Source organism: Vreelandella sulfidaeris Esulfide1 (assembly GCF_054072535.1).
In genome coordinates, this window is sequence record NZ_CM133364.1 from 4,111,950 (window position 1) to 4,125,139 (window position 13,190).

13 protein-coding genes are annotated in these 13,190 nt (G+C 51.8%); 6 read left to right on the forward strand and 7 right to left on the reverse strand.

Going from position 1 to position 13,190, the window contains the following annotated elements:
* The first annotated feature begins 58 nt into the window (after positions 1-58).
* Together ACW44H_RS19095 and ACW44H_RS19100 are read left to right on the forward strand one after the other, a co-directional pair.
* Positions 59-1,009, forward strand: a complete 951-nt coding sequence (locus ACW44H_RS19095; RefSeq protein ID WP_457506065.1) for an AEC family transporter — start codon at positions 59-61, stop codon at positions 1,007-1,009.
* A gap of 48 nt (positions 1,010-1,057) precedes the next feature.
* The gene (locus ACW44H_RS19100) at positions 1,058-1,786 is read left to right on the forward strand and encodes an SDR family NAD(P)-dependent oxidoreductase (RefSeq protein WP_457506066.1); all 729 of its coding nucleotides are present in this window, start codon (positions 1,058-1,060) and stop codon (positions 1,784-1,786) included.
* A 10-nt stretch (positions 1,787-1,796) separates the two neighbouring features.
* Here the strand turns inward: ACW44H_RS19100 and ACW44H_RS19105 are convergent, their stop codons facing one another.
* From ACW44H_RS19105 to ACW44H_RS19120, 4 genes are all read right to left on the reverse strand, one after another.
* Positions 1,797-3,023 carry a CaiB/BaiF CoA transferase family protein gene (locus ACW44H_RS19105; RefSeq protein ID WP_457506067.1) on the reverse strand — a complete coding sequence of 409 codons (1,227 nt, stop codon included), beginning with the start codon at positions 3,021-3,023 and terminating at the stop codon, positions 1,797-1,799.
* A gap of 16 nt (positions 3,024-3,039) precedes the next feature.
* Complete coding sequence (locus ACW44H_RS19110) at positions 3,040-4,548, reverse strand: tripartite tricarboxylate transporter permease (RefSeq protein ID WP_113270132.1); 1,509 nt, start codon at positions 4,546-4,548, stop codon at positions 3,040-3,042.
* Between the two features lie 26 nt (positions 4,549-4,574).
* Positions 4,575-5,081, reverse strand: a complete 507-nt coding sequence (locus ACW44H_RS19115) for a tripartite tricarboxylate transporter TctB family protein (RefSeq protein ID WP_113270133.1) — start codon at positions 5,079-5,081, stop codon at positions 4,575-4,577.
* A gap of 76 nt (positions 5,082-5,157) precedes the next feature.
* The gene (locus tag ACW44H_RS19120; RefSeq protein WP_457506068.1) at positions 5,158-6,144 is read right to left on the reverse strand and encodes a Bug family tripartite tricarboxylate transporter substrate binding protein; all 987 of its coding nucleotides are present in this window, start codon (positions 6,142-6,144) and stop codon (positions 5,158-5,160) included.
* Positions 6,145-6,420: 276 nt separating this feature from the next.
* Between ACW44H_RS19120 and ACW44H_RS19125 the strand changes: the two genes are divergently transcribed.
* Positions 6,421-7,200, forward strand: a complete 780-nt coding sequence (locus tag ACW44H_RS19125; RefSeq protein WP_457506069.1) for an IclR family transcriptional regulator domain-containing protein — start codon at positions 6,421-6,423, stop codon at positions 7,198-7,200.
* Here ACW44H_RS19125 and aroQ read toward each other — a convergent pair.
* A complete protein-coding gene (gene aroQ, locus ACW44H_RS19130) occupies positions 7,193-7,636 on the reverse strand; it encodes a type II 3-dehydroquinate dehydratase (RefSeq protein ID WP_113270136.1) in 444 nt (147 codons plus the stop codon). The two genes, ACW44H_RS19125 and aroQ, sit on opposite strands and share 8 nt — an antisense overlap.
* A 101-nt stretch (positions 7,637-7,737) precedes the next feature.
* Positions 7,738-9,099, reverse strand: a complete 1,362-nt coding sequence (gene hglS, locus ACW44H_RS19135) for a 2-oxoadipate dioxygenase/decarboxylase HglS (protein ID WP_457506070.1) — start codon at positions 9,097-9,099, stop codon at positions 7,738-7,740.
* 184 nt (positions 9,100-9,283) lie between these two features.
* Between hglS and ACW44H_RS19140 the strand changes: the two genes are divergently transcribed.
* Together ACW44H_RS19140 and ACW44H_RS19145 are read left to right on the forward strand one after the other, a co-directional pair.
* Positions 9,284-10,138 carry a DUF72 domain-containing protein gene (locus ACW44H_RS19140; RefSeq protein WP_457506071.1) on the forward strand — a complete coding sequence of 285 codons (855 nt, stop codon included), beginning with the start codon at positions 9,284-9,286 and terminating at the stop codon, positions 10,136-10,138.
* Positions 10,139-10,293: 155 nt separating this feature from the next.
* Positions 10,294-11,637 (forward strand): sodium-dependent transporter, encoded by a 1,344-nt coding sequence (locus ACW44H_RS19145; RefSeq protein WP_457506072.1) that lies wholly within the window; start codon positions 10,294-10,296, stop codon positions 11,635-11,637.
* A 48-nt stretch (positions 11,638-11,685) separates the two neighbouring features.
* Here the strand turns inward: ACW44H_RS19145 and ACW44H_RS19150 are convergent, their stop codons facing one another.
* Positions 11,686-11,901, reverse strand: a complete 216-nt coding sequence (locus tag ACW44H_RS19150) for a PA3496 family putative envelope integrity protein (protein ID WP_008956472.1) — start codon at positions 11,899-11,901, stop codon at positions 11,686-11,688.
* Positions 11,902-12,307: 406 nt separating this feature from the next.
* Here ACW44H_RS19150 and hexR point away from each other — a divergent pair, with 406 nt between their 5' ends.
* Entirely contained in the window at positions 12,308-13,162 is an 855-nt protein-coding gene (gene hexR, locus ACW44H_RS19155; RefSeq protein WP_113270140.1) for a transcriptional regulator HexR, read from the forward strand.
* Positions 13,163-13,190: the final 28 nt, after the last annotated feature.

Here is a 13,190-nt window from a genome sequence, read left to right on the forward strand (position 1 = left end):
CAATAATTCGCCATTCGAACTACGCTATTGACCACCATGAGGCGCTGAAGAGGCTGCTATGCTCGCAATACTCGCGATTACCACTCCTATCTTTCTGCTGATCGGTATTGGCTATGTGGCACGGTGGAGTGGTGTGATGCAGCGCGAGCAGGTGCAAGGTGTCGGCATTTTTGTGCTGTATTGCGCCCTGCCTGCCCTGGTCATTCGCGCACTAAACCAGCAGTCTTTGGAGGCTATTTTTCAGCCCCACTATTTGGTTGCTTATGGGCTTGGTTCGCTAGTGGTGTTAGGGGCTGGGTTGGTGCTTTGTTTAAAGTTGCAGCGCCAGCCCCTTAATGCTAGCGCAATGCAGGCGCTGGGCATGGCCGCAGCCAACAGTGGTTTTGTTGGCTACCCGGTGGCGGCGATGGTCATCGGTTCGCCGGCGGCGGTGCTCTTGGCGCTCAACATGCTCATTGAGAACCTGCTTGTTATTCCCACCGCACTGATTCTTGCTGAAATGGGTAACCAGCATGGGTCAAGCGTATGGAAAACCGTTCGTCAAACCGCGCTCAATCTGGCCAAAAACCCGGTACTCATCGGGCTCACGGTGGGTATACTGATTGCAGTAACAGGCGTCGCCATACCCGGCCCAATTGAGAAAGTGATCAATATGCTGGCGGATGCGGCGGGGCCAGCGGCGCTGTTCGTTATCGGGGGGTCGCTATTTGGCCTTCAGGTTAAGGGGATGATGCGCGATGTGGGGCAGATCGTGATCGGCAAGCTACTTATTCACCCCCTCGCCATCCTGGTCGCGTTCCTGCTTATTCCGGATATCGAGCCGATCTACTTTGCCGGTGCGCTCTTATTCGCTGCCTCGCCAATGATTAGTATTTATCCGCTATTCGGCCAGCGCTATGGCTTAGGCGGGGTTAGCGCCACCGCCATGCTAGTGGGGACGATCGCTTCTTTCTTCACAATCAGCTTAATCATTTGGCTAATGACGCTGTCAGGACTAATAACGTTTTAAGCCTCGAACTCAAACAAAGATAAAATTTTCGCAGCCAAGGATAACAAAATGAGCCAACCTGCTGATCAACAGCCCTGCGCCGTCGTGACCGGTGGCGCTAGAAACATTGGTCAAGCCATCGCCCTGCGCTTACAGCAAGATGGCTATCGCGTGGTCGTTGTGGATATCGTCGAACCCGAAGCACCGACCCTACAAGCAGATGCGTATCAGGTCGATCTGGCTGATGCAGACGCTACTCGCCGCGTAATGGCAGAAATCGCCGAACACCATGCAGTAACACGGCTGGTCAATAACGTAGGCATTGTTGCCCCCGCACTGATTGAAGAGGCGCAGCTTGAGGACTTCGATAAATTAATGCATCTGAACGTACGCTCTGCGCTGATCTGCACCCAGGCGCTGCTCCCCAGCATGAAGGCAAGTGGCATGGGGCGTATCGTTCTGAACACCAGCCGAGTGGTACTTGGCAAAGAGGCACGTACGATCTATAGCGCCACCAAAGGGGCACTGCAATCCATGGCGCGCACATGGGCGTTGGAACTTGCCGAACACAATATTACGGTTAATTGCGTTGCGCCAGGCCCCATTGCGACCAGTGCTTTCTGGCAAAACAACCCACCCGATTCTGAACGCGCCCGACGCATCGTCGAAAATATTCCGCTAAAACGCATGGGCCAGCCCGAGGATGTCGCTCAGGCCGTTAGCTTTTACTGTGATGAGCGCAGTGGTTTTATTACTGGCCAGACGCTGTTCGTATGTGGTGGGGTGACCGTCGGCTAGGCAGTGAAGCTTACTTCACAACCCCTTTTTCACGCAGGGTGCTGATTTCCTCAGCGCCTTTTTGCAGTAAGCGCGCTAACACGCTATCGGTGTCCTCGCCCAAGCGTGGCGGCGGCTTGTGATACTCCAAGGGAGTTTTGGAGTATTTGATAGGATTGGCCACCCCCGGTATTGAGCCATTTTCGGTCTCCAGCGCAACCTGCATTTTGCGCGCTTTCACCTGGGGATCATCAAAGACCTGGGCAATATTCTGAATCGGCCCACAGGGAACGCTGATAGCACTGAGTACCTCGATCCATTCACGGCTTGAGCGACCCTGGGTGATGGTGACCATTTGCGGGATTAGATCAAGCCGGTGCTTGACGCGCTCAGGGTTAGTGCTGAACCGGGGATCGCTTGCCAAATCAGGTCGCCCGACGGCATCACAAAACCGTTTGAACTGCCCATCGTTACCGATTGCAATGATGACTTTTTCACCGTCGGCCGTCGGAAACGGTTGGTAAGGCACTAGGTTAGGATGGTATTCGCCCGTCCGGGTCGGTGGGGTGCCACTGCAAAAGTAGTTCATCGCTTGGTTCGCCAGCCAGCTCACCTGAACATCCAGCAGCGCCATATCGATATATTGGCCCTCCCCCGTCTGGTGCCGGTGGTGCAATGCGCCAAGAATAGCGATGGTAGCGTTCATCCCGGTGGTCAGGTCTGAAACGGCCATGCCTACCCGCTGTGGCCCAGCGCCCGGTTCTCCATCGGCGGCTCCGGTAATGCTCATTAATCCGGCTTGTGCTTGAATCAGATAGTCGTAACCTGCCATGGAGGCCATTGGCCCCGTCTGGCCAAATCCGGTAATCGAGCAGTAAATCAGTCGCGGATTGATCGCCTCTAATGTCGCGTAGTCGAGCCCTTTTCTTGCTAAACCACCGCTTTTGAAGTTCTCTACCAGAATATCGCTTTCAGCTGCCAATTCACGCACCAGCGCCTGACCTTCAGGCTGGCCGATATCCACGGTCACCGAATGTTTGCCGCGATTGGCGGAAAGGTAATAGGCCGATTCCGAGGTGTCGTTGCCCTCCCGGTCTTTTAACCAGGGAGGCCCCCAGTGGCGGGTATCATCACCAAGTGTGGGGTGTTCGATCTTGATGACCTCAGCGCCCATATCCGCCAGTATTTGGGTACACCAAGGCCCCGCCATTACCCGGCTTAGATCCAGTACTCGTAGTCCTTTCAGTGGTCCCGCCATGGCAGCCCCCCGGTCATTATTGAACCTCCTGGGATTGATCGCCGACATGGCGCGCGTCACGGCGCGATGAAATAAACCGATAAAGTGCTAGGGTGATAGATCCCACCGTGAGCGCAATAAACACCCAGGTGATCGGACCTCGTACGAAGATCGATAGGTCATTACCGCCAATGAGCAGTGAGCGGCGCAGATTATCTTCAAACATCGGCCCTAAAATAAATCCGATCAGGAACGGTGCCGCCGGTATGGCGGCGCGATTGAAAATATAACCCACTACGCCAAAGGCCAGCATCAGCCATACGTCAAAGGTATCGTTATTGACTGCGTAAGCACCATAAACGCAGAACATCAACACAATGGGGAAGAGAACCGACTTAGGAATATCGGCTATCAAAGAGAAGTACTTAATCGCCGCATTGCCTACGACCAGCAGTATCACAGAGCTGCACATGATGCCGATGAATAGGGCATAAATAAGTGTTAGGTTTTCCTGGAACATAAGCGGACCAGGCGTCAGCCCATGCACCATGAAAGCACCTAGGATGATGGCAGTGATAACGTCCCCTGGTATACCTAGCGATAACAGAGGAATCAACGTAGCCCCGGCGACACCGTTGTTCCCAGCTTCAGCAGCCGCTACGCCTTCCACCTCCCCCTTACCAAAATTTGCTCTATTAGGAGAACGCCGGCGTGCATCACTGTAAGAAATAAAAGCGGCAGCGGTGGCGCCGGTGCCGGGAATCGCACCGATAATGACGCCGATCAAGCTACCTCGCACGATGCTTTTCATGCACCGTTTTAGCTCGGCGAATGATAAGCCGACGCCACTCGCTTTCGTTTTTAGATGGGGAATCGCTTTCTTACGATAAAATTCCATAATTTCTGGAATCGCAAAAAGGCCAATTAACAGCGGAATAAAGGAGATGCTGTCCATCAAGTTATAGTTGCCGAAGGTCAGGCGCTGAGAACCAAATACATCGTCCAACCCGACCAGGGACAGCAAGATACCCAGCAAGGCGGCCATCAGCCCTTTAATCATAGAGCCGCTAGCCAGGGATATGATGATGGTAAGTGAAAAGCAGATCAGCCAGAAAAACTCGGGCGCACCGAAATTAAGCGCGATTTTAGCCAAATAAGCGGCAAAGAAGATCAACGCAATATTAGAGATAAAATCAGCGATAACCGACGAGTAGAGAGCGGCTTTAAGGGCTTTCTTCGCATGCCCTTGTTGGGCCATGGGGTAGCCATCGAGCAGTGTACAGGCAGAAGCGGGCGACCCCGGCGTTCTTATCAGAATAGCCGTAATCGAACCACCGTACATACCCCCTTTATAAATACCTACCAGCAAAAGGATGGCTGCAATGGGTTGCATTGAAAAGGTAAAAGGCAACGCTAGCGCCACTGCCATAGTTGCCGTCAAGCCTGGTATAGACCCAACGACCACGCCGATGACCACCCCCACGGCGATCGCCAGAAAATTTTCCAAGCTAAAAAATAGTTGTATGACTTCCGAAAAATTATCCATAGCTCACCTAGAAAATAATGAGAAATTCAGAGCCAAAATGGCATTATCGGAAGCGGCACATTCATTACCTCAACAAACAAGAATGTAACGACGATAGGAAACAGGAATGCCATGCTATATACCCACCACGTACGAACAGGGTGCGCTATAAATAAGACCAGTGTTGCCAGAATGCCGCAGAACACAGCTCCCATCGATTCAAACAAGGCAATATAGATCGCCAATGCGACGATCATCATTACAAAACGCCGTGGCGAACCTTTTTTTATCGCTCGTTCATCTTCCTCACTATTGCCTGCCACCAATAACCCTTGAAAGATGAGCAGAACGGAGAACAGCAATATTAACCAGCCAACGATCCGTGGCAGCCATTGAGGCGACATCATGGGGTTTTGTAAAATCGGTGGTTCATTGATGTAGTTAGGCACTAAGTAAAAAACCAGCACGAGGGAAAAGCAAAGCAGCACAACCCCCGCTATCACATCACGGGGATCCTTTACCTTCACTCTACGCTTGGAATCCGAGGTAATCATTGCTGCCTTCTCCAGGGAAACAGGAGAGGCGAGGACACGTGTCCTCGCCTCAGTGTTTAATGAGCGATTACCTAGCTTACTGGCTGATACCAGCCTGCTGAGCTACGCCTTCCCAACGCTCTACTTCATCAGCGATGAATTGCTTAAATTCTTCGCCAGCAACCTGGCCCGGTTCAGCCCCCAATTGTTCAGCAAAATCTAAAAACTCTTCACGCTCCATGACGTTTGCTAGAGCATCCTTCATAACGCTTTGCGCTTCTTCTGGGAAAGAGTTATGCGCGACTAGGCCGAACCACGCAGTAGTGACGAACTGGTCGAGGTTATACTCGCCCACTTCCGATAGCGTTGGAACATCAGGTAGGTATTCGGAGCGTTCAGCAGAGGTAACGGCCAATGCGCGCAAATCGCCCGAGCGGATATGGGAAAGTACGGTTGGCATGTTCTCGAACGAAACATCCACATCGCCACCTAATAGCGCAGGTAGCGCTGCGCCACTGCCCGCAAAAGGCACCGCGGTCATGTTGGTGTCGGTCAACGTCTTGAATAATTCGCCAGACATATGAATAGAACTGCCCACGCCGCTATGGCTGAAGGTCATGTTCTCTTCTTTCGCAGCTTCAACAAACTCAACCACGCTTTCGTAAGGGCTATCTGCCGGAACGACCATGACATTGGGAATATCGATCATGTTTTGTAGAAAAACAAAGTCCTCTACCGGGTCATAAGTTAGATCAGGGTAGATGGCAGCGCCGATGGTGTGACCGGGTGAAGCCATGAGAATAGTGTGGTCGGCATCACGCCCACCCCGAGCGAGACGTCCAGTGCCTACGGTAGAACCTGCGCCCGGGCGATTTTCTACAACCACGTTCGTATCAAGCTGTTGCTGAAGTAAGTCAGCAACGCGGCGGGACAAAACATCCGTTGTGCCGCCTGGGGCATAGGGAACCACAAGCCGAACGTCATCGGTTGGCCACTCATTGGCGTTGGCAGAGGAGACAGTAAGGCCGAGTGCTAGGGCGCTACCGCAAGCAGCCAGACATGTTGAGCTAAGGAATTTGTTCATTTTTCTTCCTGTGCGTTGTTTAGTTATTTTTTATACTTAAGCATTGTTCGTAATACGTACACGTATTCGTATCTACTACTCTGAGATTACGTTGTTGCTAACCTTTTAAAAAACACAACTTTAGTAGCAAGGGGCTTTAATCACTGCGGATAGGGGCCCATCGCTCACTTTACCAACGTTCACCCATCGATAAGTTCGCAATGCGAACTTTTTTACGATATCTTTTATTTCATACCTCAAGACAATTTCAAATTTCAAGGCAATGGATAGTAAAAAATGCAGGAAGAGATATTGAGTGAAGATAGCCGTGATTTTGTAACAGCGCTTGCTAGCGGCTTAGAGGTTATACAGGCATTCGACCATGACCACCCGCGTATGACATTAAGCGAGGTGGCTACGCGGACAGGAATGAATAGAGCAAAAGCTAGGCGCTTTTTACTCACGCTGCATGCTCTGGGGTATGTCCGTAAGCAACAACGTTACTTTGAATTAGCTCCCCGTGTTCTCCAGCTAGGCTATGCCTTTTTATCGGCTAATAATTATAGGGACGTTATCCAGCAATATTTAGAAGATATTACTGCTGAAACCGGAGAGTCCTCATCGCTTGGCGTGCTTGATGGCAATGAGGTCATTTACGTAGCACGCTCTGCAGCAAAGCATCGCTTGATGGCAATTACGCTGTCCGTAGGCACCAGATTGCCGGCGGCGCATACGTCCATGGGGCGCATGCTACTGGCTCAACTTAGCGATACGGATCTTGAACACGTCCTGTCGTCGCTTGTGCTAGAACCCTACACCGATAAAACGGTGACTGATGTTCATGAACTACGAAGCCAAATCAGTAAAGCGCGACAGCAGGGCTATGCTATTTCTGATCAAGAACTTGACTCCGGCTTGCGCTCCATCGCCGTTCCTGTCTATGACGCCAAGCAGCATTTAATGGGCGCGATTAATATCAGTACTAACGCTGCTCGGGTCGATCTCGATACGTTGATTAATGTTTACTTACCTGTCTTGCAAAAGAAAGTGGCTCAAATACGGTCGCACATTAATTAGACCCTACCATCACAGCCTCTAGCGCAGCTCGATAACCTTGCGTCCCTAGCCCGGCAATCACACCATCGGCACGCAGCGAGACGTAAGAGTGATGCCTAAATGCTTCTCGCTTGTGCACATTAGATAAATGTACCTCAATCACTTTGCCATCAAAGGCATTGAGGGCATCAAGAATGGCCACTGAAGTATGCGTAAAAGCGGCGGGATTGATAATAATCGCCTGGGTGCCATCAAGGCGTGCGGCGTGAATAGCATCAATCAACGCCCCTTCGTGATTACTTTGTAGGCAGAGTATGTCCCAATCTGCCATCACCGCTTTCTCTCGCAACATGTTATTTACATCGTCTAACGTCTCGTAGCCGTATATCTCCGGCTGACGACTACCCAGCAAATTTAGATTAGGGCCATGTAATACCAAAACTTTGCCTTGACTCATTACTCACTTCCACCCTGCGCAGTGTTTTTATAAACTGGTTTTTAAACTAATTTTATAAACTGGCTAACCGCTTAGATTGACGATACTGCCTGTTCTATCACTTAACTCGCCAATTGCGCCAGCGCCTGTTCAAGCGATACCTGCTGGCGTTGGGTATACAGTTCAATCTCATCTATCACGGTAGTCCCTAAAGCCTGCTCGAATTGCTGTTGGCTGGCGCTACTGCCGTAGTTATCGTGGCTGCTTTCGCCCAAATTGGACTGGAAAATACCGGCCGCACTCACGGGTAAGAAATCTTCATAAATCATTGGTGTGACTGACAGGGAGCCCTGCTCGATCAGTTGATCGACTTGTTCTGCTGAAACCGACCCTTGCACCGACACTCCCTTCACGGCGTGGTAATGAAAGAAAGCTAGCGCTTCACGACGCAGAGTGGCGTAATCATCGGGGAACGCGGTAAACACTTCCGCCAAATGGGCTTGATGAGCGTCATTATCCGCGGCCTTGGGCGCGCTTTCTCGCGCCGTCGCCAGCAGGCGATCATAAAGCTCGCGTCCCTTTTGGGTTAACGCAACACCGCGCTGCTCGATTTCACCAAAGCGCGCGGTGTGCTTGCCCTCGGCGGCATCCGCGAAAGCGATGGTTTCCTCTAACGCTTTGAAACTGGTCTGGCGCAAGAGTATCGGGCAGTCGCGGCGGGGCGGGCCTTCAATGGTTGCTTTTGGGTCAATACCTACACTGGGCATACGTCGCTGTACTTCATCGATATCCAGCGTTCTCGGGGTTAGGTGATTAATGTGGGGCCCGCGGAAACAGACCACGTCGGCAATTAGCCGATGCTCATTATGTAAACGGTCATAAGTAGCCAAATCGACCGTGGCGTTGTCATGCCAGCGGAACGTTTCCAGCGCCTCCTGAACAAACTGCTCGGCATCGGCAGCATTAAGCCCACCCTGCTGTTCAAAGCGCTCGATCAACGTTTTGACGTTGTCAGTAAAAATATCGCGACCACGTACAATCTTGCTCGCCTGTTCCCTTAGTTCGACTTTTTCAATCAGCTCAAGGCGCAGTAACGAGGTAAAAACACGAAAAGGATTGCGCTTGAGTGCACTATCAGCGACCGGACGAAACGCCGTGGAGTGAACGGGCACGCCTGCTGCCGACAGATCGTAATAGCCAACCGGCTCCATCCCCATCACCGCGAACATGCGACGTAGCATGGCAAGTTCGTCCGCGCTGCCCACTCGGATAGCGCCGTGTCGTTCTACGTTGATCCGCGTCAGCTCATCGCTATCCTGCAGCGCACTGTTAAGCGCAGGATTAGCAGCTAGCACCTCTCGATTAACGGCTTCAACCAGCGACAATAAAGTGCCGTATTGCGGCACCTCCTGCTGATACATCGCCGACATCGCGCTGGAAAACTGGTCGCGGATTTTATCGCTGCTAACGTACACTGAACACATGGCGCCATCCTGATAATTAATAAGCATTCTCTACATAGTAGCGCTATTAGTAGCGAATGAATTTCATATTTTCCGCAGCTTGCTATACATAAAGCCCATTCAATGCAGGCTATAAAACCTGCCTGGAGCACGGTGCCAAACCTGTTACATTAAGCCCTTCACCCTGTGGACGTAGGCTGGCTCCATGACGCTTCCTCTCTATTTAGGCCTACCGATGTGGGCCAATCAAGATTGGCTCGGTAGCCTTTATCCGCGCCATGCAAAATCCGAACTGTTAAGCGACTATGCCACGGTATTTTCGAGCGTTGAGGGCAATACCACCTTTTATAGCGGTATACCAAAGCCCGAAACAGTCGCCGCCTGGGCACGCCAAGCCCCTTCCCACTTTCGTTTCTGCTTTAAGCTGCCGGCTAGCGTGACCCATGACCAACGGCTGACCCGTTTAGACCAAGCGTGGGATTTTTTAGCCGCCCTTGAACCGCTTCACGATCGACTGGGTCCGACCATGGTCCAGTTACCGCGGGATTTTGGTCCCCAGGAGCTTCCTCAGCTTGAGGCGTTGCTCGCCGCTTGGCCAAGCCATTTACCTTGCGCAGTAGAGGTACGCCACCCTGCGTTTTTCCACAAAGGGAGCGCAGAAATTGCTCTTAACCGCTTGTTGATAACTTATTCGGCCAACCGCGTGATGCTCGATGTTCGTCCGCTCTTCTCAACCCCGGCAAACGACCATATGGGCCTGGCCCATGCTCAGCAAGAAAAGCCGAAACTCCCGCTACACGTACTTTCCACGGCAAATTATCCGGTGATTCGCTTCATTGGCCATATTGACAAAACAATAAATAGTGGTTACTTCACCGCCTGGAAGGCTCAACTAAAGCTGTGGATAAATCAGGGGAAAACCCCTTTCTTATTTGTGCATACTGCAGATAATCGTGAGTCCCCACAGATGGCCCGTTTACTTTATAACACGCTCGGAGAAGTGACCTCATTGCCTCCCCTTGGCCCCTTTGCAGGTGAAAAGCAAAGCCAGCTGTTTTAGTCCTCCTTTTTAGGTCAGCTAACTGGCATGCTTGCGGTTGATCAGATAAATTGCGCTTACTTTCGGAAAAGGACGCTGGCAATAACGCTATTTTCCGAAAACTCGCGTGTACAGCACGCAGTAACGTACACAACAATCGACTAAATGGGTGATGTATGGCGAAGCTTGCACATGCGCAGTGGTCATCGCGAATGACCTTTGTGCTGGCCGCCGCTGGTTCAGCGGTGGGCCTAGGGAATATCTGGAAATTCCCCTACATGGTGGGCGAAAGCGGTGGGGCTGCTTTCGTCTTTGTCTATTTACTCTGTATCGCGCTGATTGGCTTGCCCATTCTCGTTTCTGAGTGGCTACTGGGGCGTCGTGGCCAGAAGAACCCTGCCAGCACGATGTCAGAGCTGGCCCGCACAGCGAATAAGCCTAAAGCATGGGCCATTGTTGGCATTAGCGGCATTATCGGGGCCTTTTTGATCTTGTCGTTTTACAGCGTGATTGGCGGCTGGTCGCTCTACTACACCTTAAACTCGGTCAGCGGTGCCTTTAGTGGTCAAGACGCCGACGGTATTGGCGCACTGTTTAATGGCATGCTCAGTAACCCAGGATTACTACTACTGGGTCACTCGGTCTTTATGCTGTTGGTTATTGGCATTGTCGCCCGCGGTGTTACTAAAGGCCTTGAGGGTGCTGTGCGAATCTTGATGCCGGTACTCGCGCTATTGCTCGTTGTGCTTATCGGTTACGGCATGTCGACCGGCCACTTTGGCGAAGCACTAACGTATATGTTCAACCCTGACTGGAGCAAACTTACAGCGGAAACCGTGCTAGCCGCCCTGGGCCACGCCTTCTTCACCCTCTCTTTGGGGATGGGCATTATGATGGCTTACGGCTCTTACCTGGGTAAAGATATCAATCTGCTGCAAACCGCCCGCACGGTTATCATCATGGATACCGTCATCGCCTTGGGCGCTGGTTTAGCCATTTTCCCAATCGTATTTGCGAATAACCTGGATCTTGCTTCAGGTCCTGGGTTGATTTTCGTCACTCTACCGCTGGCATTTGGCAATATGGACGGCGGCATAATCCTGGGCTTAATGTTCTTCTTGCTGCTCACGTTTGCGGCACTAACCTCGGCGATTTCACTGCTTGAGCCGGTGGTTGAATTCATTGAAGAACGCACGCCGCTCAGCCGTGTCATGGCAACGGTTGTGGCAGGCGTAGGCGCCTGGTTACTGGGCATTGCGGCACTGCTTTCGTTCAATGTGTGGAGCGAGCCGCTCATGTTTGGGCTAGGCGTGTTTGATTTGCTGGATACGCTGACCAGCAAAATAATGCTGCCGCTGACGGGGCTAGGTGCGATTCTTTTCACCGCCTGGTGCTTAGAGCGCAAGAGTGTAGAAGCGGAACTTGGGCTTTCAGAGACCGGTAAGAGTGTATGGAATATCATCGCGCGCTATTTAGCGCCCGCTGGCGTTATCGCTGTGTTCGTGACAGGGCTTATTTAAAGTAAGCCGTCACTATCCTACTGTTTGCTAGCCCCAGAAAAGCTAGCCTCAGTGCAATTCGCTCTCTTGCCGATCTTCATCGGGCAAGGGGGCGATATCCCGCGATAATTTCTGAAACTCACGATGCAACTCAATACCGCGACGCGCTCTTAAGCTTCGCTGGGCAGCGCTACGCTGGCGCTGAGCGTGCTCATCCACTTGCATGCTCATAAAGATATCGAGCAATTCGCTTTTAACCGAGGTGATTCGTTCGACGTTTCTCATAATCGACGTTCCTCCAGGTGAATATGCCTTCTTCCACCTGCATCCATGGCGACTGTTATGATGCAGTGCGGCACTTCAATTCTTACTATAACTTACTTGACAAAATGATGACTAATCTTAAAAAAATTTGCTTAACGGCCTTTAAACGCTGGCAAAACGCCGCCTGTTAGTCAGTAGCTCTATTCACATAGACAGTAAATCGGTCCCCATAAGAAGTAGCTCTGCCCACATAGTTAGTGGCCCCGCCCACTCATTGAGGCATACTGTGGTCACCAGCATTAAAGCAACGCAAAGCTAGCAAAGAGCAAATAGGCTAAAACGATCGTTTAAAACATTTGTGTATTAACGTACTGTTGTATACCTGTTTGTTGAGCACCTAATTTGTTGAGCACCTAAGGAGCTGAACGTGAGTCGCGCCCTGTTCGATGAAATGAGACGCCGCATGGAGCACTTTCGACGCTCCGAGCAAAAGGTGGCGCGGTTTGTACTGCGCAATCCAGAAGAGGTCATCCACATGCGTATCGTGGATTTGGCCACCGAAGCCACCGTTAGCGAACCCACTGTGGTGCGCTTTTGTCGTGCGTTGGGTTGCAATGGTTTTCAGGATTTCAAGCTACAGCTAGCGCAAATGCTGGCCAGTGGCAGCCAGTTCGCGCAGTTCTCCATGAACGATAGCGACTCTGTCGCTGAATTCTCCCACAGCATTTTTGACTCTACCGTGGGCACATTGCTCTCGGTGCGAGACCGGCTGGATAATGAATCCCTAGGGCGTGCGGTGAATGCGCTGGCAATGGCTAATCGCGTGGAGTTTTACGGCTTTGGCGCGTCTGGTGCCGTGGCCTTTGATGCCCAACACAAGTTTTTCCGATTACAAATTTCTACCTCAGCCTACGCCGACCCCCATATGCAGAATATGTCGGCGGTGACGTTAAAAGAGGGCGATGTGGTCGTAGCGATTTCACAAACCGGGCGCACCAAAGCGCTGGTAGCCAGCGTGCGCTTGGCTCGTGAAGCGGGTGCGACAGTCATAGGCCTATGCCCCAGCGGCTCACCCCTTGCTGAAGAGGTCAGCCTGCCGCTGTATATCGATGTTCATGAAGACACCGAAATCTACACCCCGCTTAGCTCGCGCATTGCCCACCTGGTCCTGATCGATGTACTCGCTGTCGGCGTGGCCAAAACCCGCGGGCCGAAACTCGCCGAACAGCTCAAAGCGGTTAAAAAGAGCCTTAACACGCTGCGCTTTCCTGAAGAATCCTAATCGTTAACCTGTATACACAGCCAGTTCG

Bases quoted from the DNA above. Each gene is read 5' to 3' on its own strand.
- ACW44H_RS19095 (WP_457506065.1), top strand. From the start codon at position 59: ATGCTCGCAATACTCGCGATTACCACTCCTATCTTTCTGCTGATCGGT.
- ACW44H_RS19100 (WP_457506066.1), top strand. From the start codon at position 1,058: ATGAGCCAACCTGCTGATCAACAGCCCTGCGCCGTCGTGACCGGTGGC.
- ACW44H_RS19105 (WP_457506067.1), bottom strand. From the start codon at position 3,023: ATGGCGGGACCACTGAAAGGACTACGAGTACTGGATCTAAGCCGGGTA.
- ACW44H_RS19110 (WP_113270132.1), bottom strand. From the start codon at position 4,548: ATGGATAATTTTTCGGAAGTCATACAACTATTTTTTAGCTTGGAAAAT.
- ACW44H_RS19115 (WP_113270133.1), bottom strand. From the start codon at position 5,081: ATGATTACCTCGGATTCCAAGCGTAGAGTGAAGGTAAAGGATCCCCGT.
- ACW44H_RS19120 (WP_457506068.1), bottom strand. From the start codon at position 6,144: ATGAACAAATTCCTTAGCTCAACATGTCTGGCTGCTTGCGGTAGCGCC.
- ACW44H_RS19125 (WP_457506069.1), top strand. From the start codon at position 6,421: ATGCAGGAAGAGATATTGAGTGAAGATAGCCGTGATTTTGTAACAGCG.
- aroQ (WP_113270136.1), bottom strand. From the start codon at position 7,636: ATGAGTCAAGGCAAAGTTTTGGTATTACATGGCCCTAATCTAAATTTG.
- hglS (WP_457506070.1), bottom strand. From the start codon at position 9,099: ATGTGTTCAGTGTACGTTAGCAGCGATAAAATCCGCGACCAGTTTTCC.
- ACW44H_RS19140 (WP_457506071.1), top strand. From the start codon at position 9,284: ATGACGCTTCCTCTCTATTTAGGCCTACCGATGTGGGCCAATCAAGAT.
- ACW44H_RS19145 (WP_457506072.1), top strand. From the start codon at position 10,294: ATGGCGAAGCTTGCACATGCGCAGTGGTCATCGCGAATGACCTTTGTG.
- ACW44H_RS19150 (WP_008956472.1), bottom strand. From the start codon at position 11,901: ATGAGAAACGTCGAACGAATCACCTCGGTTAAAAGCGAATTGCTCGAT.